14 protein-coding genes are annotated in these 17,814 nt (G+C 66.8%); 3 read left to right on the plus strand and 11 right to left on the minus strand.

Features of this window, described 5'->3' with window-relative positions; all coding sequences use genetic code 11:
• Positions 1–177 precede the first annotated feature (177 nt).
• Positions 178–3,210 carry a TonB-dependent receptor gene (locus FIV34_RS20115; RefSeq protein ID WP_139985258.1) on the minus strand — a complete coding sequence of 1,011 codons (3,033 nt, stop codon included), beginning with the start codon at positions 3,208–3,210 and terminating at the stop codon, positions 178–180.
• 431 nt (positions 3,211–3,641) lie between these two features.
• On the opposite strand from FIV34_RS20115, the gene FIV34_RS20120 reads away from it, so the two are divergent.
• Positions 3,642–4,040 (plus strand): helix-turn-helix domain-containing protein, encoded by a 399-nt coding sequence (locus FIV34_RS20120; protein WP_139985259.1) that lies wholly within the window; start codon positions 3,642–3,644, stop codon positions 4,038–4,040.
• A gap of 4 nt (positions 4,041–4,044) precedes the next feature.
• Here the strand turns inward: FIV34_RS20120 and FIV34_RS20125 are convergent, their stop codons facing one another.
• The 6 genes from FIV34_RS20125 to FIV34_RS20150 all read right to left on the minus strand — a co-directional run bounded on the left by FIV34_RS20125 (position 4,045) and on the right by FIV34_RS20150 (position 10,965).
• Positions 4,045–5,610 carry a methyl-accepting chemotaxis protein gene (locus tag FIV34_RS20125; protein ID WP_139985260.1) on the minus strand — a complete coding sequence of 522 codons (1,566 nt, stop codon included), beginning with the start codon at positions 5,608–5,610 and terminating at the stop codon, positions 4,045–4,047.
• A 72-nt stretch (positions 5,611–5,682) separates the two neighbouring features.
• Positions 5,683–7,491 (minus strand): GGDEF domain-containing protein, encoded by a 1,809-nt coding sequence (locus FIV34_RS20130; RefSeq protein ID WP_139985261.1) that lies wholly within the window; start codon positions 7,489–7,491, stop codon positions 5,683–5,685.
• A 73-nt stretch (positions 7,492–7,564) separates the two neighbouring features.
• The gene (locus FIV34_RS20135; RefSeq protein ID WP_139985262.1) at positions 7,565–8,197 is read right to left on the minus strand and encodes a histidine phosphatase family protein; all 633 of its coding nucleotides are present in this window, start codon (positions 8,195–8,197) and stop codon (positions 7,565–7,567) included.
• Between the two features lie 40 nt (positions 8,198–8,237).
• The gene (locus FIV34_RS20140) at positions 8,238–8,504 is read right to left on the minus strand and encodes a DksA/TraR family C4-type zinc finger protein (RefSeq protein WP_139985263.1); all 267 of its coding nucleotides are present in this window, start codon (positions 8,502–8,504) and stop codon (positions 8,238–8,240) included.
• Positions 8,505–8,561: 57 nt separating this feature from the next.
• Positions 8,562–10,016 carry an alpha-L-fucosidase gene (locus FIV34_RS20145; protein WP_211352668.1) on the minus strand — a complete coding sequence of 485 codons (1,455 nt, stop codon included), beginning with the start codon at positions 10,014–10,016 and terminating at the stop codon, positions 8,562–8,564.
• Positions 10,017–10,071: 55 nt separating this feature from the next.
• A complete protein-coding gene (locus FIV34_RS20150; protein WP_139985264.1) occupies positions 10,072–10,965 on the minus strand; it encodes a LysR family transcriptional regulator in 894 nt (297 codons plus the stop codon).
• Between the two features lie 103 nt (positions 10,966–11,068).
• On the opposite strand from FIV34_RS20150, the gene FIV34_RS20155 reads away from it, so the two are divergent.
• Complete coding sequence (locus FIV34_RS20155; RefSeq protein WP_139985265.1) at positions 11,069–11,932, plus strand: NmrA/HSCARG family protein; 864 nt, start codon at positions 11,069–11,071, stop codon at positions 11,930–11,932.
• On the opposite strand, the gene FIV34_RS20160 is transcribed toward FIV34_RS20155, so the two are convergent.
• The 4 genes from FIV34_RS20160 to FIV34_RS20170 form a co-directional block, all read right to left on the minus strand.
• Entirely contained in the window at positions 11,919–12,404 is a 486-nt protein-coding gene (locus tag FIV34_RS20160) for a VOC family protein (RefSeq protein WP_139985266.1), read from the minus strand. The genes FIV34_RS20155 and FIV34_RS20160 overlap by 14 nt on opposite strands.
• Positions 12,401–12,535: a hypothetical protein gene (locus FIV34_RS21390; RefSeq protein ID WP_281286823.1), complete on the minus strand. Its 135-nt coding sequence runs from the start codon at positions 12,533–12,535 to the stop codon at positions 12,401–12,403. The genes FIV34_RS20160 and FIV34_RS21390 overlap by 4 nt, the downstream gene beginning before the upstream one ends.
• Positions 12,536–12,612: 77 nt before the next feature.
• A complete protein-coding gene (locus FIV34_RS20165; protein ID WP_211352669.1) occupies positions 12,613–13,476 on the minus strand; it encodes a copper resistance protein B in 864 nt (287 codons plus the stop codon).
• Positions 13,473–15,134, minus strand: a complete 1,662-nt coding sequence (locus tag FIV34_RS20170; RefSeq protein WP_139985267.1) for a copper resistance system multicopper oxidase — start codon at positions 15,132–15,134, stop codon at positions 13,473–13,475. The genes FIV34_RS20165 and FIV34_RS20170 overlap by 4 nt, the downstream gene beginning before the upstream one ends.
• 129 nt (positions 15,135–15,263) lie before the next feature.
• On the opposite strand from FIV34_RS20170, the gene ligD reads away from it, so the two are divergent.
• Positions 15,264–17,789 carry a DNA ligase D gene (gene ligD, locus FIV34_RS20175; RefSeq protein WP_139985268.1) on the plus strand — a complete coding sequence of 842 codons (2,526 nt, stop codon included), beginning with the start codon at positions 15,264–15,266 and terminating at the stop codon, positions 17,787–17,789.
• Positions 17,790–17,814: the final 25 nt, after the last annotated feature.

Below are 17,814 nucleotides of genomic sequence, written 5' to 3' on the forward strand. Positions count from 1 at the left end.
GCCGGACGCCGCCCATAAAAAAACCCGCGCTGGCGCGCGGGTCATGGGGAGATTCAGCGAATGGGATAGTGATGTTTCGCCGCCGGAAGTGGCGGTGTTCTAGGCGCTCCACTCTTCCTTCCGGACTTGTGGGCGGCCAGCCATCCATGGCCGGCCGACCGGTGTCACCGGCTGACCTTAGAAGTCGTAGGTCATGCCGAAGCGAACATAACGCGGCGTGGTGCGGTACGTCGCGCTGTCGTAACGCGACAGCGGGGCGGCCGAGCTGCCGTAGTACGGGTAGGCCGTGGTCACGGCGCGCTGGTTGAACACGTTGTAGACCATGACGTTGAAGGCCAGCTTGTGATCCGCGAACGACGGACGGTATTCCGCGTTCAGGCTGACGTTCTTCTGCCACGGGTAACGGTACGTGCCCGGAGGCGACGGCTGGCCGCCGCACCAGTGGTAGTACGGGCCCGGGTAAGCCGGTGCGGTCTCGCCTTCACCGTAGTAGCCGAGGCAGGTGCGCGGCTTGCCCGAGGCAAGGCTGATCACCGCACCGACCATCCACTCCGGGTTGAACTGGTACGAGCCGTACAGCTTCAGCACGTGCTTCTGGTCGTTCGACTGCGCGCCGTTGGCGTAGCTCATCAGCGAGGCGAAGTCCCAGTCCTGCGTGGCCGAGATGTCCTCCTGGCCGATGTCCGACTTCACCTGGCCTTCGGAGTTACCGTAGCTGCGGCTGAAGGTGTAGATGGCCTTCGCCTGCCACTTGCCATCGAACGGATGCTCGAGGGTCAGGTCGATGCCGTAGTACTTGCGCTTGAGCTTCTGGAAGCCGAAGTCGGCGTTGGACACCGGGACGTCGTAGTAACCCCCGTTGCCGTCCGAGATCTTGAACGTGTTCGAGCGACCCGGGTTGAACAGGTAGCCGCCCTGCACGTTGGCCGGATCCACGTCGTAGCCGAGCGACTCGGCCTTGGCGAGGATGGTGCCCGCGTCGGCGACGTCGTCGATGGCGTTACGCAGCTTGCGCCAGGTGAGCTTCGCACCGGCATTCCACTCCGGGGTCAGCTCGGTCTGGAAGCCGAGGATAGCCTCGTCCTGGAACTCCGACTTCAGGTTCGACGACGCGGCGGTCTTCGGATCGCGCGGCTGGCCATATTCGGCGTTGCCCGAGACCGGACCACCCGTGGAGCTGTCGATATGGGTCAGGCCCTGCGGGACGCCCTGGCTGTCAATGCCCGAGTACGTGAAGTAGTCGGTTGTGTACAGCGAGGAACCGGCCGAACGCAGCGCCACGCTCGCCGGAAGCGCGAGGTAGTAGCGGCCGAGGTTGGCGAACACCTTCATCGAGGAGTCACCGTTCACGTCCCAGCTGACGCCCAGGCGCGGTGCCCACTGCGGGCTGGTGAGCTTCAGGTAGGCGATGCCATCCGGGTTGTAGTTGGTGAACTGGTCGTTGCGCAGGCCGATCTTCACCAGCCAGCGGTCGTCCACCTGCCACGCGTCTTCGATGTACTGCGCGCGCTGGGTGACCTTCACCGATGCGGCGGTCTGGTAGATCTGCTTGCCGACGATGTAGCCCTGGCCGCCATTGGCGTAGTTGCCCGGGGCGTCGACGAAGGCCGTGCCGTTGTCCAGGATCGGCGTCGCCGGATCGAGGTGCTGGTAGATCCACTCGTAACCCGGACCCGACGTGGTGTCACCGTCGTTGAGGTCGCGCACGGTCTGGTTATCGATACCGGCCGTGATCAGGTGGTCGCCGATGTGGTACGACACGTCGAAGCGCAGGTTGGTGTTGCGCGAGGTGTGGCGCGGATCGGTGAACGTGGCGACGGTCTGGGTGTTGCCCAGGTTCGTGCCGATGGCCGGGTTCTGCTGGTCGCGGCCGGAGATGTACGGCAGGGTCGGGTCGTAACCCGGGATCTGCGAGAAGTACGTCGAGCGCAGCTTGCCCCACATCGCGCTGATGGTGAGGTCGTCGGTGATGTAGCCGGTGTACTTCAGCACGCCGAGGTCGCCGGAGTTCTTCAGCGAGGTGTCGCCGCTGTTGTACGCACCGGTCTGGCGGGTCGAGTAGTCGAAGTCGTACAGGTTACCGGCGTACTGGTCCTTGCTCGACGCGAACGTCGCTTCAAGGTGGTGGTTGTCGGTGATGTTCCAGTCCAGCTTGCCGTAGTAACGCGGGTCGCGGTAGCTGTACCTGGTGTTGTACGGCAGGGTGACGGCGCCGACGCTGTTGCCTTCGGTCTTCTCGTATTCACCGGCGAGGAAGAAGAACAGCTTGTCCTTGATCAGCGGGCCGGACACGTAGGCGCTGGTGGTCGCAACCCAGGACTTGTTGTCGTCGTACTGGCGGTAGATCTTGCCGGCGTTCGGGCCCTGCGTGTAATCGGTGTTCTTCTGGTCACCCTTGAGCGAGCGCGGGGTCCACAGCACCTGGGCACCGAAGTGCCACTCGTTCGAACCGCGCTTGCCGATCTGGCTGATGACGCCGCCGTCGGAACGGCCGTAAGCGGCGCTGTAGCCACCGGTCAGCACTTCCTGCTGGTCGATGACGTTGTACGGCAGCGTGATGCCGCCGAAGCCGCTGACCGGATCCGTGGTGTTGAAACCGTTGATGTAGTACGCGTTCTCGGTGACCGACGAACCGCTGAACGAGGCCAGCGCGTTACGGGTCGGGCCCTGGAAGTACGAGCTGCCCGGGACGACGCCCGGCGCCAGCAGTGCGATGGCTTCGGCCGTGCGGCCCAGCGGGTACTTGGCCAGTTCCTGCGAGGTCACGACGGTGCGGGCGTCGACGCTCGAGACGTCGATGGCGGGCAGCGTGTTGGCCGAGACGGTGACGCTCTGCAGGTCCTGCGCCTGCGCGGCGCCGGCGGCACCGGCGAACGAGACCTCCGAGCCGCGGCCGACGACGACGCTGATGTTGTCGCGCGAGTCGATGACCGCGCCGTCCTTCAGCAGCGACACCTTGTACGTGCCGTTCTGTACCTGCGGGATGGTGTAGCGGCCGCTGGCGTCGACGTCGACGGTGCGCGTCTGGCCGGAGGCGCTCTCGATGCGGATGCTTTCACCCGCGGCAGCCGGGGCCGAACCGAAGATGGTGCCCGAGGTGGCCTGCGCGAAGACGGCGGCCGAAGGCAGGGCGAGCGCCGTGGCAACGGCGACGTGGAGCAAAGACCGGCTAATAACGGACGCGTTACGCGACCGAAGCGATGAGAACATGCAAGTTTTCCCCAGAAAAGGGGCGCGGCAACAGGCCGCGCTTGGAAATGCGACGGCAGCCCCCTCCCTCAGGGTGCTGTCGACGAAGCGATGGGCAAACGGTGACGCCTGTCACATCGCAGGGTTGGATTTGTATCCGTGGCAGTAATAGACCGTCAACATTTTTTTCATGTTCTTGCGAACGTGTCCGTTCACAGCCGACGGATTCGTACGTTCCCGCAGTACGGAATGGCGCTACCGGCAAACGGACGTCCATTTGACAGACGCGCCCGCGGCTGCGACAAAAGAGCCAGGCGAGCCCCGCTTTACAGCGGGTTTTCGACGGGCAAATGGCGCCATGGCGCCGTTACAGGGCGGATTTACCCAGGTGCGAAAGCGCCGGCGCGGCATGATTTCATGCGCTTGCCGCGGATAAAAGAGAGGCTAGACCCATGGTCAGGGGCAACAGTGGCAGTGACCAGGATAGGAATTTTTCGTACGTCGCGGAGGGAGAGACCGCGACGGCCAATGCACTGGCGGCACGTATTCGCCAGCTGCGGAAGGCCCATGGAAAATCGCTGCAGGAAATCGCCGACGCGCTCGGCATGTCGAAATCCCACGTCCACCAGTTGGAACGCGGAACTAGCGCGAATCCGTCATTTTCAGCACTTCGCGCGCTGTCAGCGTACTTCGGCGTATCGATCGGTTTCCTGGTCGGTGAAGTCGAAGGCGACAACAACGACAACGAAGAAGCGCGTCTGCTGGCGCGATGGTTTAGCGAAGCCGCGCCGCGCGATCGCGGTGCGGTGATGGCGCTGCTGCGCTACCAGCGCAGCAGCGCCGTGCGATGACGCGTCAGGCGTCTTCGAGGGTGAAGTAAGCCACTTCGCCGCGAAGGATCTCGGCACTCTCACGCATGGCGCGGCTAGCGGCCGCGGCATGCTGGACGAGTGCGGCGTTTTCACGGGTGGTTTCATCGATCACGACGATGGCGCCGTTGACGCGCTCGATGCCGCTGGCCTGGCCCTGCGTCGCCGCCATGACATCGCCGACCAGCGTGGCCAGCGTGCCGACGCGTCCGCCGATGCCTTCGAGCACGGCGACCGCGCGGTCCACCGACTGCACGCCGGCCTGCACCGCGTCGTCGCTGGTGGCGATGAGGCCGCGGATCTCGCGCGCGGCGGTGGCACATCGACGGGCAAGCTCGCGTACCTCGTGCGCCACCACGGCGAAGCCGCGGCCGTGCTCGCCGGCGCGCGCCGCTTCCACGGCAGCGTTGAGCGCAAGCAGGTTGGTCTGGAAGGCCACCTGGTCCACCAGGTCGAGCACCTCGCCCATGCGCCCGCTGCTGTCCTGGATGGCGCGCATGTTATCGATCGCTTCCATCGCCACGCTGTGGCCTTCGTCGGTCATCGCACGCGCCTCCACCACGGCGCGATTCGCGGCCGTGGCGTGGCCGAGTCCGCCGTGCACCGCATCGGCCATCACGCGCATCGCCTGCGAGGTCTGCTCGAGATGCTCGGCCTGGGTGCGGGTGCGTTCGCTGAGCGCGTCGTTGCCGCCGGCGATGCCGTTGGCCGCCAGCGCGACATGGTCGGCGCGATCGCGTACCTGCACGACGACGTTGCCCAGCTGCGTGTCCATGGCCGCGAGCGAGGAAAGCAGCTGGCCGATTTCATCCTCACGGCCAATGTCGATGCGCGAACCCAGCGCGCCACCGGCGATGCCGGCCGCCACGTTCGTGGCCTGGCGCAGGCGACGATGCAACGAGCGGATGATCGCGATATCCACGACGCTGGCGACGAGCAGGGCGAGTGCGAGGAGGATGGAGGAGAGCACCGCGCCGTGGCGGACGTCCGCCTGCTGCGCTTCGGCCTCGGCCTTGCCGCCGGCGAGCGCGAGCTGGAAGAGGTTGGAGAAGTCGCTCTTCAGCGGGCCAACGGCGGACTGCACATCGTTGGAGAGCTGCAACGGAGCGATCTCGTATTGCTCGGCCTTGAGCAGTTCGATCACGCCGTCCACGGCCGCGTCGGCCGCCTTGCGGTGTTCGGCCGCCAGCGTCACCAGTTTCTTCTGCTGCTGGCCGAGGCCGCTGGCTTCCAGTTCCTTCCACTGCTTGTCGATGTCGTGGCGGTTCGCGCCGATGGCGGTGACGGCGTCGTCCGTCGCCGAGGGCAGCCGCGCCAGCGTGGCGTGCACCAGCGCATCGATCAGGTCGTTGTAGTCGTTCTGGATGCGGCCGACGTTGGCGACGGGGGCCAGCGTCTCGCCGACCACGGACTGCAGGCGGTCGTTGGCCTGGCGCAACTGCAGGCCGCCGACGATCCAGAGGGCGAGCAGCAGCACGATGGTGCCGGCCAGACGCAGCGTCAGGCGGGCCCGAAGCGTGAGCGTCGGCAGGATGATTTGGGGAAGGCGCATGGGGAACTCAGGGGTGGGAGGGCCACCCCTGCATCGGCCGCGTTTTCGGCAACTTTAGAACTAAGTGCTTGATTAATCGTTTATTTCAGACGTTTGACCAGCACGTGACACGAGGATGTCATTGTCGTCCCGCCACGTGACGGCCTGTATCCCCAGGCCAGCGTTCTTGGCCACGCGCTTCGCCGCCGCGGCCAGGCTCGCCACGGACTCCGCATCATCCGGGAAGGTGTCATCGAAGCAGGCGACGCCGACGGCCACGGTGGTGATCGGGAAGAAGCGCCGGTTGCCGTGGCGATCTTCGCTGTCGATACCCCCGCGCACGCGATCGGCTTCGTCGAACAGGTTGCCGGCCATGCCATTGAAGCGCGTGCGCATGGCGTCGCAGCGGGCGTGCCAGTCCGTGCCCTGGAAGACGACCATGAAGTCGTCACCGCCGATATGCCCGACGAAGTCGGCGTCCCGGCGCAGGTCGCCGGTGAGCACGCTGGCGAGGAGGCGGATCATCTCGTCGCCGCGGAAGTAGCCGTACTGGTCGTTGAAGGGCTTGAAGTTGTCGAGGTCGAAGTAGGCCACGGCAAACGGACGGGCCGCCTGCAGCAGCCGCGCCAGGTGCTCGGTGACCGGCAGGTTGCCGGGCAGGAAGGTCAGTGGATTGGCGTAGCGTGCCGCCTCCACGCGAATCTCGGTCACCCGGCGCACGAGGGCTTCACCGGTGCCCAGGCCGAGGTAGCGGCCGTGCGAGGTGATGATGAAACCGTCGCTCAGGTAGCGCTGGTCTTCGCCACGCAGGATGTCGGCCATGCCCTGCAGGGACATGTCCTCGTCGCACAGCACCGGCTCGGGGTGCATCAGGCTCGTACAGGCCTTGCGGCCAAACAGCTCGCGGGCAAACGGCTGGGCCATGCGCTCGGTAAAGGTGCGGCGGTTGACGATGCCCACGGGCACGCCGTCGTCGACCACGGCGACCGCGTGCAGGCGTGGCCACGCCGCGAAGATGTCCGCCACGTCGTCATTGGTCTGCGCGGGCACTACCGCCGGTGCTTCGATCAGCATGTGGCCGGCGGTCAGCGAACGCCCCGGCACGGGGCTGCTGGGCCGCGGCGGCACCGGCACATGGGTACGGCGCAACGCGGCAAGCACGTGGGCCGGCACGTCGCCACCCGGCTCCACCGACGGCCGCGCGATCAGGAAACCCTGTGCGTAGGGAATGCCGAGTTCGCGCAGCATGCGCAGGTCCGCTTCGTCTTCCACGCCCTCGCCGACGAGGTCGGCGCCGAGGGTTTCAGCGACGGAACACAACGCGCGGACGATGGCCAGGCGCTCGACGCTCTGCGCGAGGCCGTTGATCAGGTAACGGTCGATCTTCACCACCTCGGGGTGGATCTCGTTCCACATCTCGAAGTTCGAGTGGCCGTTGCCAAAGTCGTCCAGCGCCACGCGTACGCCGCGGGCGCGCAGGAAGCCGAGCACGTGGGCCAGCCGGGCGGCGTTTTCGACGATGTCGCGCTCGGTCAGCTCGATGGTGACGCGGCCCAGGTCCAGCCCCGGCACGGAGAGCGCGGCGATCACGTCATCGGCCGCGAGCCCTTCGTGCATCACCGCCTGGGCACTGAGGTTCACCAGCAGGCGGCCCGGCAGGTTCAGGGCGACGAAGCGCTCGGCGACGCAGCGCGCGGCCACCAGTTCGAATTCGCCCAGCCGGCCACGGGTGCGCGCCAGGTCGAGCATGTCGGTGGGGGTGAGTTCCAGGTGCGGCAGGGCGCAGCGGATCAGCCCTTCGTGCGCGACCACCTGGCCGCTGTCCACCCGGATGACCGGCTGGAACACGGCGGAGAGCGCGGCGCCGGAAAGCACCTGTTCGATGGGTGACGAAGAAGGCATGGAGGATGGCCGGTGAACTGCCCCGGTTATCGGCAGCCTGCCATGCTTACTTTAATAATTGCTTGAAAATCAATTATTTCGGATTTGTGACGGTCGCGGCTTCAGCCTCAAGCACGGCCAGCGGGTCGATATTCCACGCATCCACGACCAGGCCACCCTCGCGCACGTGGAGCGGCGTGTAACCGCAATTCCCGTGGCGATAGGCCGAGTAATCACCGCTCGCGTGCAGCGTGCCCATCAGGGCCGAGATGGACTGGCCGTGGGTAATGACGGCGATGCTGCGGTAAGGCAGCGCCATCGCACTTTCCAGCGCCGCCATCACCCGCGCGGCGACCTCGCGCAGGGATTCCGAGCCGGGAGCGGTCGCGTCGGGGTCAGAGCAACGGACCACGGCGGTCCACATCGGATCCAGCGCCATGTCCTCGAAACGCTGGCCTTCCAGTTCACCGAAGGCACGCTCCACCAGGCGTTCGTCCACCGAGACGGTGCAGCCGGTGATGTCGGCGACGATCTCAGCGGTGTGCAAAGCGCGACCCAGCGTGGACGACACGATGTGCTCGACGCCGCGTGCCGCGAGCGCGCGTCCCAGCGCCTGCGCCTGGGCGATACCGGCGGCGGTGAGCGGGCTGTCCGCCCTGCCCTGCGCCCGGCGCTGGATGTTCCATTCGGTTTCGCCGTGGCGGCAGACAATCAGGTGTTCAAGCATCGTGGGGACTTCACTACACGGGGAAAGGGCATGGTAAGCGTCAGCGCAACTGGCTGTCCTTGCTCCCGCGCCGGTTATAGCCACTGAACGTGGCCTCTTCGTGGTCGGCGGCTTCCTGGCAGGCCACGCACAGGCGCACGCCAGGCACCGCCTTGCGGCGGGCTTCGGGGATGGGTTTGTCGCACTCTTCGCAGCGCTCCAGGCTCGGGCCCTTCGGCAGCTGGCTGCGCACGCGCTTCACCGCGTCTTCCACGGTGGCGTCAATCTGGTCCTGTACGGCGGTATCACCCGCCCAGCCGGTTGCCATGGTGCACCTCCCGGGTGCCGTGCCCTATCCTCCAAAGATAGGGCCAACACCCTGAATCTAAAGGCGCGGCTCGTCGTAGAGGCCGAATTCCGTGATGCCCGGCTGGCGGCCTTTCACCCACAGGCGAACCCGGCTGGCCGTAGTCCGTGGGAACTCATGGAACTGGTACGCCGCGGGCGTGCCGCCGGCCGCCAGGTCCACCCATGCGCCGCCCTGCTCCACCTGCACCTTGTACGCGGTGATTCGGCTGCTCGCGCCGTAGTCCGTGTCGTGCACGGGTTCGACCACCAAGACGGTGTTGAACGCCACCGGCGCATCGAAGCGCACCTCGATCCAGCCTTCGTCCTTGCCGCGATCCGCCAGCCAGTACGTGCGGAAGTTGTCGTCGAAGGCGAGATCCGGGCCCACGGCTTCATCGCTGGCACTCGCCCATGCGGGCTTGCCGCTGGCGAGGTCGGGCGTGGTGATCGTCACCTGGGGTTCGATCGCGGCCACCTTGCCTTCGGGCTTCCACAGCCGGCCGATCTCGGCCAGACGGGCCACGGCGTTGTCGTCGAAACGGCCGTCGCGGTTGGGCGCCACGTTGAGGATGAGGTTGCAGTGGTTGGCGTTGAACGGCACCAGCCAGTCGTCGACGATGGTTTTTGCCGCCGCCAGTTCCGCCGTGGGATACGTCGTCTTCCAGAACCAATCGCTCTGCAGCGTGGTGCCCGACTGCGACGGCACCGGACTATTCGGCGGAATCTTCTGGCCGGCGTGCTGCTCGTACTGCTTGATGTCGGTGTAGTACAGCGCGGTGCCGGGATAGCTGCCCGCGTTGTGGTCCGTCAGCAGGCAATCGGGCTGGAGCGATTTCACCAGGTCGTAGATCTCGCGATACGGGAGTTCCGCGTACGAGATGCGCGACCACGAGGCGTTCCAGCCATCGAGGATCAGGGCCGTGAGCGGGCCGTAATTCGTCAGCAGTTCGGTGATCTGCGCCTTGATCAGCGCGATCTTTGCCGGCGTCACGGTGCGCGCGCGGATGTCCTGGCGCAGGTCGAGGATGGAGAAGTACAGGCAGACCTTGAGGCCGGCCTTGCGGAACGCATCCACGTACGCGCGCACCACGTCGTGCGGGTAGGACGACTGCATGACGTTCGCGCTGCCGGTCTTCGTCGGCCACAGGCAGAAGCCGTCGTGGTGCTTGGTGGTGAGGCAGGCGTAACCCATGCCCGCGGACTTCGCCGCCTTCGCCCACTGCGCGGGATCCAGGTGTTTCGGATTGAACAGTTTGGGCGAGAGCATCGGGTCGCCCCACTCGCGCTCTTCGAACGTGGCCATGTTGAGATGGATGAACATGCCGAAGCGCAGGTCGAGGAAGCCCTGCTGCAGATCGCGCAGCTTCGCCGGGTCGACGGCCACGCCGCGCGACGTCTTCGGTGCCTGCGCAAACGCCTGCTTCACCGGCCACAGGCCGCTCCCCACCGCACCGGCCAGCGCCAGCACCTTCCCGAATTCCCGACGATTCAACACCTTCTCCCCGCCATGAGATGACGGACGACTTTCACCCACGCGTGCAGCGGTGTCAACGCACGCCGAGTTCCACGAAGTGTCGCGGCGAGGCGTCCTTGAAATGATCGACCAGCAATTGCACGAAGGCCGACACCTTGGGCGCGACGTGGCGTTGCGGTGGATACAGCGCCCACACTTCGATGGTGCGCGACTCGACGTCGCCCCATGACACCAGGTCGCCTCGCGCGAGATCGCCGCCGATGAGTGATGCCGGCAGCATCGCCGCGCCGGTGCCTTCATGCACGGCATCGTTGACCATGGTCATCGACGAGAGGCGCAGCACCGTGCGTGGCACGATGGCCATGCGTTTCTTTCCGTCGACGACATGCCAGGCATCGGTTTGCGCCATCGCCGGCAGCACGATGGCGGGGAACGATGCGCCGTCGCGCGGCCGTGGCAACGCAGGCGATGCGGCGACGACGTAATGATCGCGCAGGAAGCAGCGGCCGGCCAGTTCCGTCGTGGGCTTCGGGTTGGCGCGGATGATGACGTCGAAACCTTCGGCGAGCGGATCGACGAAGCGATCGTCGGCGATCACCTCCAGTTCAACCGCGGGATACATGGCGACATACCGCGCCGCGAGGCGACCGAGGCCGCGCTGGGCGAACAGCACCGGCACGCTGACCCTGAGCCGCCCATGCGGCGCACCGGTGCCGGCGGCGAGGTCCGCGGCGATGCCCTCGATGCGGCCGAGCATGCCGGCGGTCTCGCCGTGCAATACGGCCCCTTCCTCGGTGAGCCGGAACGGCCGCGCCCCGCGATCGACCAGGCGGACGCCGAGCGCGTCCTCGAGTTCACGCACGCGACGCGAGAGCGTGGCCTTGGGCCGGCCGGTGGCGCGGCTGGCGGCGCCGAAGCCTTCGTGCGAGGCGACGGCATTGAAGTCGGCGAGGGCGAGCAGGTCCATGGTGTGTCTCGTCAGCGAGACAGCACGTCTCGATTTGCGGTCTATCGTACCGCAGGCGAGACGATCAAGCTTTGCTCATTCCCACCCCAAAGGAGTCACTCCAATGAGCATTCTTGTCACCGGTGCCACCGGCACCATCGGTTCGGCCGTGATCGAACGCCTTGCGGCCGCCGGCGCCGACGTGCGCGCCCTCACCCGCCGCCCGGCCGAGTACCAGGGCCCCGCCGGCGTACGCGCCGTCGGCGGCGACCCCTCGGATCCCGTGGCCATGCGCGCGGCGCTGGCCGGTGTCGATACCCTCTTCGTGCTCAACGCCGTCTCCACCGAGGAGCTCAACCAGGGCATCACCCTGCTCACCCTGGCCCGCGACGCCGGTATCCAGCGCTTCGTCTACCTGTCGGTGCTCAACGCCGAGACGTTCACCGATGTGCCGCACTTCACCGTGAAGTACACCGTCGAGCGGATGATCGAGCAGCTCGACCTGCCGGCCACGGTGCTGCGTGCGTCGTACTTCATGCAGAACGATGCCGGCCTGAAGCAGGCAGCGGAGTACGGCGTGTATCCCATGGCGCTGGGCCACGTCGGCATCGAGATGGTCGACATCCGTGACATCGCCGACGTCGCCGTCGCCTCCCTGTTGCGCCGTGCCCGCGCCACGGGCCCGCTGCCACGCGAAGTCATCGAGATCGCCGGGCCGGAAGCGATGACCGGCACTTCGGCAGCGAAGATTTGGGCCGATGCGCTAGGCCGCGACGTCACCTATGGCGGTGATGACCTGGACGCGGCGGAAGCGGCGATCGCCGAGCGGGCGCCGGCCTGGCTGGCTTACGACATGCGCCTGATGCTGTCGCGGTTCCAGCGTGACGGCATGCGCGCGAAGCCGGCGGCACGCGGCACGCTACGCACCCTGCTTGGCCGCGAACCGCGCACGTACGCCGACTTCGTCCGCGAAGTCACGCAGAAGTAGCGGCGGCCTTCATCGCGGCGATGTCGATCTTCGTCATGTGCATCAACGCGGCGACGGAACCGGGATTCTGCACGAGCTGCTCGATGTCGACGGGACAGATCTGCCATGACAGGCCGTACCTGTCCTTCAGCCATCCGCACGCCTGTGCCTTCGGATCGCCACCGGCGGAAAGCTTCTCCCAGTAGTGATCGATGGCAGCCTGGTCTTCGCAATGCACCACCAGCGAGAGCGCCTCGTTGAAGGTGAAGATCGGGCCGCCATTGAGCGCGGTGATCGGCTCGCCATCCAGTTCGAAGGCGACGGTCATCACCGAGCCCAGCGCACGACCGGACGCCTCGGCGGCTTCCTTCGAGTAATGCGTGGTCGCCACGATGCGCGAGTTGGGGAAGATCGACGTGTAGAACGTCGCGGCTTCCTCGGCCTGCGTGTCGAACCAGAGGAACGGGGTGATGCGGCGGAAGGCGCCACTCACGGCGCTGGCTCCCGCTTGTGCTGGGGATCGCCAGAGCCGGTCGTTTCCGGCTCAACGGGCCCGGGCGGCTGGCCGTGGGTCGGGTCGCCCGAGCCGGTGGTGGGGTCGTCGTACGTATCGCGAGGCGGCATGGCAGGGCTCCGCGGCAGGTGAGTCCGTGGAGCGAACCATGGCGGGCGTCAACGCCACGTTCACGCGGGCGGGTGGCTCAGAACCACAGCCGCACACCGGCCACCCAGCGACGGTCGGTGATGCGTCGGCCCTGTGCGGCAGCGAGGTCAGCCGTACCGCCGGTGAGGTGCTCCCACGCGACGCCGACGTACGGTGCGAACGCGCGGGTGAACTCGTAGCGCAGGCGCAGGCCACCTTCGAGCGAGGACAACCCGGCACGTCGCTGGCGGCGCTCGTCGTCCTTGCCGTCGGCGTTGGCTTCGAGTTCGGGCTGCAGGATCAACCGCTGGGTAAGGCGCAGCTCGTACTCGGCGCGCACGCGCGCCGCGGTGCGGCCACCCTGCCCTACATACGCCGTGGCTTCGAGTTCGAACCAGTACGGGGCAAGCCCCTGCACGCCGAACGCCGCCCACTGCCGCTTCGGCCCGTCGCCGAAATCGCTGCGCACACCGAGCTGGGTATCCCAGAAGGTGGCCACCGCGTGGCTCCAGAACAGCTCCGCATCCGCGTCGTGCGGGCCGCTGCCGTCGCGCTCGCCCTCGCTGCGGAACCAGAGCTTGTCGGTGTCGTTGCCGTACCATCCCTCGGCTTCCCACGACTGCCCATGGCCGCCCTGTCCGGCAAAGGACTCCAGGCGATCCAGCAGCAACGTGGCGCTGGGCGCCGTGTCGTCCATGTCGTGCATCGCCATGCCATGCATGGACGCGGGCATGACGCCGTCGGACCAGTCCGGGCTGCGTGCATCGGCCGGTGCCTTGCCGCCCTGCATCGGGCCCATGGTCATGGGGCCCATGTCGTGCTGCATCGCCGAGTGATCCATGTGCTGCATGTCCATGCCCTGCATGTCCTGCGCAACGGCGGCCAGCGGGCACAGCGCCAGAAGAAACAACCAGCGCCTCATGACACCACCACTTCGCGGAACATGCCCGCTTCCATGTGGTACAGCATGTGGCAATGGAACGCCCAGCGGCCGGGATTATCCGCGGTGACCGCGTAACTCACCTGCTGCGCCGGCTGCACGTTCACCGTGTGCTTGCGCACCTGGAACGCACCGTCTTCCGTCTCGACCTCGCTCCACATGCCGTGCAGATGGATCGGATGATTCATCATCGTGTCGTTGACCAGGGTGACGCGGAGCCGCTCGCCCTGGCGGAAATGCACGGGTTTCGCTTCGGAATATTTCTGGCCGTCGAAGCCCCAGGCGAAGCGCTCCATGTTGCCGGTGAGGTGCAGTTCGATGGTGCGCGACGGCTCGCGCGTATCCAGCGGACCACCCACCGTGTGAAGGTCCGCATAGGTCAGCACGCGATGCGTGCGCTCGCGCAGGCCCACGCCCGGATCGTCGAGGTTGGTGCGCGGCATGTCGACGTGCATGTCGGTATTCGGGCCGTATTCCGTGCTGGCGTGATGGGCCATCGCCATGCCACCACCCATCATGTCGCTCATCGTCAGCCGCGGCCGCGGATCCAGCGCGGGCACCTCGGCGCGCATGCCGGGGCGCGGCGCGAGGGTGGCGCGTGCGTAGCCGGAGCGGTCGATCGACTGTGCGAAGACGGTGTATGCGCGATCCTCGGTGGGCGTCACGATGACGTCGTACGTTTCCGCCGCGGAAAGCCGCAGCTCATCGACGTCCACGGGCACGATGTCCTGTCCGTCCGCCGCCACCACCTGCATGCGCAGGCCTGGGATGCGGAGGTCGAAGATGGAATTCGACGAACCGTTGATAAGCCGCAGGCGCACGCGTTCGCCCGGCTTGAAGTCGCCGGTCCAGTTGCCAGCGGGGGTCACGCCGTTGACGAGATACGTGTATGTCGCGCCGCCGACATCGGCAAGGTCTGTCGGGTTCATGCGCATCTGGTTCCACATGCGGCGCATGCTTGCCGCGTCTCGGAAGCCTTTGCTGCGCGCGTCGCGGAGGAAATCCGCCAGCGTCGGCTGGCCATAGTTATAGACATCCGACCGCGTGCGCAGCTTCGCGTAGACGCTTTCCGGGTCTTCATCCGTCCAGTCGCTGATAAGGATCACGTGCTCGCGCTCGGCCGGATAGCGTTTGCCGCCAGCGGGCTCGATCACGATGGCGCCGTACAGGCCGCTCTGTTCCTGGAAGCGGCTGTGCGCGTGGTACCAGTACGTACCGGCCTGCTTCGCGGGGAAGCGGTAGGTGAAACGCGAGCGCGCCGGGATGCCGTCGAAGCTGAGGCCGGGCACGCCATCCTGGTTCGCGGGCACGATCAGTCCATGCCAGTGCAGCGACGTCACCGTGTCCAGCTGGTTGTCGATGGCGATGCTGACGTCATCGCCCTCGCGCCAGCGCAGGGTCGGGCCGGGCACGCCGCCGTTCAACGTCACCGCCTTGCGCGCCCGCCCGGTGAAGTCCACGGCGGCCTCGCGCACGGCCAGCTGGAAGGCCGGCCCTTGCAGGCGGGCCATCCCCGGCAGGGAGGCCTCGGCATGAAAAGCGCGCACGGCGCCGGAGGCAAGGCCCACGCCGGCGACCGCGAGCCCCTGGACGAAGAGGCGGCGCGAGGGATCGAAGGGGGCAAGACGACGGCCGTGCATGGCGTGCGAACATCCGATGAAAACCCGGGGAACGTCGAGCGTACCCACGCCCGTGGTGCCCCGACAACTCTGGAGCAGGCTCCGTGCGGTGCACGGGCCATTCACCGCCACGCGCCAATCATCACGCCCATGAGCCTGCAGGACTACCGGAAGAAGCGCGACTTCAGCCGCACCCGCGAGCCGGCGCCGGAACGCTCGGCGCGCGCCGGCCGGGCGATCTTCGTGGTGCAGCTGCATCACGCCTCGCGGCGACACTTCGATTTCCGCCTGCAGGTGGGCGATGTACTGCGCAGCTGGGCGGTACCGAAAGGCCCAAGCTACGACCCGAAGGTGAAGCGCCTGGCCGTGGAGGTCGAAGACCACCCGGTGTCCTATGCAGACTTTGAAGGCGACATCGAGCACGGCTACGGCAAGGGCCACGTCGATACCTTCGATCGCGGCGTGTGGTCGACCGCGGGCGATGTGGAGGCGCAGCTCGCCAAGGGCCACCTGAGCTTTGAACTGTTCGGGGAACGCCTGAAAGGTGCCTGGCACCTGGTCCGCAGCGGGAAGAAGGAACGCCAGCCCGCCTGGTTCCTGATCAAGGCCGAGGATGCCTACGCCAGCGACGTGGAAGCCGACGACCTCCTGGATAACACCATGCGCGAAAGCACTCGCCGCGCCGCGAAGACGCCGGCAACGAAGGCGGCAGCGAAGAAAAGCACCGCCAGCAGGAGGGCCGTACCGAAGGGCCGCCGCGTCCCCCTCGCCACGCTGACCAAGGCGGCCGCCGCCATCAAGGGCGTGAAGAAGGGCAAGCCCAGCGCCGATTACTTCGCGCCGCAGCTGGCGAAGCTGCGCGACACCCCGCCACAAGGCGAGCTGTGGCTGCACGAGGTGAAGTGGGATGGCTACCGTATCCTCGCTGGCGTGGCCAAGGGCGCCGTGAGCCTGTGGTCGCGCAATGCCCTGCCGTGGAACGACCGCCTGCCCGAGATCGTCCAGGCCGTGGAAGCACTCGGGCTCGATAGCGCCCGGCTCGACGGCGAGCTGATCGCCGTCGATGCGCAGGGCCGCAGCGACTTCAACGCCCTGCAGAAAACGCTTGCCGGCGAAGCACAGGCACCGCTCGTCTACATGCTGTTCGACATGCCCTTCCTGCAAGGCTATGACCTGTCGCGCACGGCACTGGCGGAGCGCAAGGCACTACTGGAACGCGTGCTCGCGCATGCGCCTTCGCACCTGGGATACAGCGGCCATAACCTCGGCGATGGCGATGCCGTGTTCGCGATGGCCATGAAAGAGAAACTCGAAGGCATCGTCTCGAAACGCGTTGACGGCGCGTACCACAGCGGGCGCAACGACGACTGGCTGAAGATCAAGCGCCTGGAGGCCGACGAGTTCGCCGTCGTCGGCTACACCGCGGCCAAGGGCTCGCGCGTGGCCTTCGGCTCGCTGCTGCTCGCAAAGCCAGGCACGAGGGGTCGATGGACCTACGTCGGCCGCGTCGGCACGGGTTTCACCGACGAAATGCTGCGCGAACTGGGCGCCTCCCTGGCGAAAGGCGGGGCGAAAACACCACCGGTGCCGCTTGATGGCATCGACCCCCTGCTCCGCGGCGCCCTGTGGGTGAAGCCCACGGTGGTGGCCGAGGTGTATTACCGCGGCATCGGCAACCACCAGCTGCTGCGCCAGCCGAGCCTGAAGGCGCTGCGCATCGACAAGGCACCGAACGACCTGCGCGACAGCGACCGCGCGACCGAGCCCGCGAAGCCTGCGAGGAAAAAGACCGTGGCGAAGGACGAGATCACCATCACCCACCCCGACCGCGTCGTCTATCCCGACGACGGCGTCACCAAGCAGGACGTCGCCGACTACTACAAGGCGGTGATGCCGTGGTTCCTGCCACCGGTCGCGGACCGGCCGATGCCGATGCTGCGCTGTCCGGGTGGCATCGGTGAGCACTGCTTCTTCCAGAAGCACGTGATCGCCGGCCTGCACCATGTCGGCACGGCAAAGCTGAAGGAAGAAACCGGTGCGCAGGCTGTTTACCTGTATCCGAAGGACGAAGCCGGCCTGCTTGAGCTGGTGCAGTTCGGTGCCATCGAGTTCCATCCGTGGGGGTCGCATGTGAAAACACCGGACGCCGCGGACCGGGTGATCTTCGACCTGGACCCGGGCGACAACGTGGCGTGGAAGCGCGTGGTGGCTGCCGCGCGCATGGTCCGCGACTTCCTCAAGCAGCTGGGCCTCACCTCGTTCGTGCGCACCACGGGCGGCAAGGGCCTGCACGTGGTGGTGCCGCTGGCGCCCGCCGCAGACTGGGACACCGTGCGCAGCTTTGCGCGCGGCTTTGCCGAGGCCCTGGCCCAGGCGCACCCGCTGGAGTTCGTCGCCACGGCGGCGAAGAAAGTGCGTGGCGGCAAGATCTACCTCGACTACCTGCGCAACGGCCGCGGCGCCACGGCGGTGGCCTCGTACTCGCTGCGCGCCCGCGCCGGCGCACCGGTGGCCGTGCCCGTGCGCTGGGAAGACCTGGGCAAACTGAAGTCGGGCGCGGACTTCACCATCCACACCGTGCCCAAACGCCTGGCCCGGCAGAAGAAGGATCCCTGGGACGGCATCGACGCAGTGCAGCAAAGCCTGGATGACGTGGTGGAACGGCTGGGCCTGTAGACTTGGAGGCTGATCCCACGGCCGC

The organism is Luteibacter pinisoli (assembly GCF_006385595.1).
Taxonomy (GTDB): Bacteria; Pseudomonadota; Gammaproteobacteria; order Xanthomonadales; family Rhodanobacteraceae; genus Luteibacter; species Luteibacter pinisoli.

Excerpts from the sequence above, each read along its gene's own strand:
- FIV34_RS20135 (WP_139985262.1), bottom strand. The coding sequence starts at position 8,197 with ATGCTTGAACACCTGATTGTCTGCCGCCACGGCGAAACCGAATGGAAC.
- FIV34_RS20130 (WP_139985261.1), bottom strand. The coding sequence starts at position 7,491 with ATGCCTTCTTCGTCACCCATCGAACAGGTGCTTTCCGGCGCCGCGCTC.
- FIV34_RS20155 (WP_139985265.1), top strand. The coding sequence starts at position 11,069 with ATGAGCATTCTTGTCACCGGTGCCACCGGCACCATCGGTTCGGCCGTG.
- FIV34_RS20125 (WP_139985260.1), bottom strand. The coding sequence starts at position 5,610 with ATGCGCCTTCCCCAAATCATCCTGCCGACGCTCACGCTTCGGGCCCGC.
- ligD (WP_139985268.1), top strand. The coding sequence starts at position 15,264 with ATGAGCCTGCAGGACTACCGGAAGAAGCGCGACTTCAGCCGCACCCGC.
- FIV34_RS20140 (WP_139985263.1), bottom strand. The coding sequence starts at position 8,504 with ATGGCAACCGGCTGGGCGGGTGATACCGCCGTACAGGACCAGATTGAC.
- FIV34_RS20120 (WP_139985259.1), top strand. The coding sequence starts at position 3,642 with ATGGTCAGGGGCAACAGTGGCAGTGACCAGGATAGGAATTTTTCGTAC.
- FIV34_RS21390 (WP_281286823.1), bottom strand. The coding sequence starts at position 12,535 with ATGCCGCCTCGCGATACGTACGACGACCCCACCACCGGCTCGGGCGAC.
- FIV34_RS20115 (WP_139985258.1), bottom strand. The coding sequence starts at position 3,210 with ATGTTCTCATCGCTTCGGTCGCGTAACGCGTCCGTTATTAGCCGGTCT.
- FIV34_RS20165 (WP_211352669.1), bottom strand. The coding sequence starts at position 13,476 with ATGAGGCGCTGGTTGTTTCTTCTGGCGCTGTGCCCGCTGGCCGCCGTT.
- FIV34_RS20170 (WP_139985267.1), bottom strand. The coding sequence starts at position 15,134 with ATGCACGGCCGTCGTCTTGCCCCCTTCGATCCCTCGCGCCGCCTCTTC.
- FIV34_RS20150 (WP_139985264.1), bottom strand. The coding sequence starts at position 10,965 with ATGGACCTGCTCGCCCTCGCCGACTTCAATGCCGTCGCCTCGCACGAA.